At 54.5% G+C, this 1,017-nt stretch carries 2 protein-coding genes; one reads left to right on the top strand and one right to left on the bottom strand.

From position 1 onward, the window contains the following. Positions 1 to 242: amino acid permease (locus J5M66_RS26450; RefSeq protein ID WP_207817528.1), on the bottom strand; the 242-nt coding region annotated here is incomplete at its 3' end. Positions 243 to 679: 437 nt separating this feature from the next. Here J5M66_RS26450 and J5M66_RS26445 point away from each other — a divergent pair. Then, a partial coding sequence (locus J5M66_RS26445) for an amino acid permease (RefSeq protein ID WP_207817527.1) occupies positions 680 to 1,017 on the top strand: 338 nt, incomplete at its 3' end.

Genomic DNA, 1,017 nt, shown 5'->3' with positions numbered 1-1,017 from the left:
CCGGCCTTGGCGTAGGCGTAGACGCCCGAGTCCAGCTCCGGCTTGCGATTGGCCAGCGTCTGAAAGACGAACGCCAGCGTCAGCATGCCTATCGCAGTAATGCCCCAACCGATCAGGATCGCCCCTGCATCGGCGCGTGCCGCCATGTTTTGCGGTAACGAAAATATCCCCCCGCCGATCATCGACCCCACCACCAGCGCGATCAACGCACCAAGGCGCAGCTTTTGCGTCGGTTGCGACATGCAGATCTCCTTGAAAGAGTCGTTGTTGTTTATTTGTAACAACAGCCGACTAAAAGCCTAAGGGTAGATGACGTTTATCAGGTAATGCCGAATCTCGCAGCGTTATATATAGCCGACCACGATAAGGCGTAGCACATTAAGTCAGTTTTGTGCGCCGATCTTGATTATTCGATTCTGTGCTGAAAACAGATGACCGACATTTGCCAATCGCTGAAAAGCAACTAGCGTCATAGTTCGAAAGCATTAATAGCTATTCTCGACTGCCTCAGCGAAACGGCTCTGGAATGGGCCTTTGAGGCTACAGCGTTATGCCCGCAACGGGCGCACAAGTCATTCATTAACAATGGAATGTGACCATGCACTGATCCATGTCAGCTGTTCGAACAGACAACAGTACTAGGCTGTGAGCTCTCCTTTCCTGCAATGGAGTCATGCAAATGTCTGAAGCGCCCGGAAAACTAAGACTCGGTGCACTGGTTGCACTGGTAGTCGGTTCAATGATTGGCGGCGGGATATTTTCGTTGCCACAAAACATGGCCGCCAGCGCCGACGTCGGTGCAGTGCTGATCGGCTGGGCCATCACCGCAGTCGGCATGCTCACCCTCGCATTTGTCTTTCAGACCCTCGCCAATCGCAAGCCTGACCTGGACGGCGGTGTCTACGCCTACGCCAAGGCCGGATTCGGCGACTACATGGGTTTCTCCTCGGCCTGGGGCTACTGGATCAGCGCCTGGCTGGGCAACGTCGGTTACTTCGTTCTGCTGTTCAGCACCCT

Source organism: Pseudomonas sp. 67(2021) (genome assembly GCF_017491835.1).
Taxonomy (GTDB): domain Bacteria; phylum Pseudomonadota; class Gammaproteobacteria; order Pseudomonadales; family Pseudomonadaceae; genus Aquipseudomonas; species Aquipseudomonas atacamensis.
Note: the sequence above shows the minus strand (reverse complement) of the source record. Positions and strands in the feature narration are given on the sequence as shown.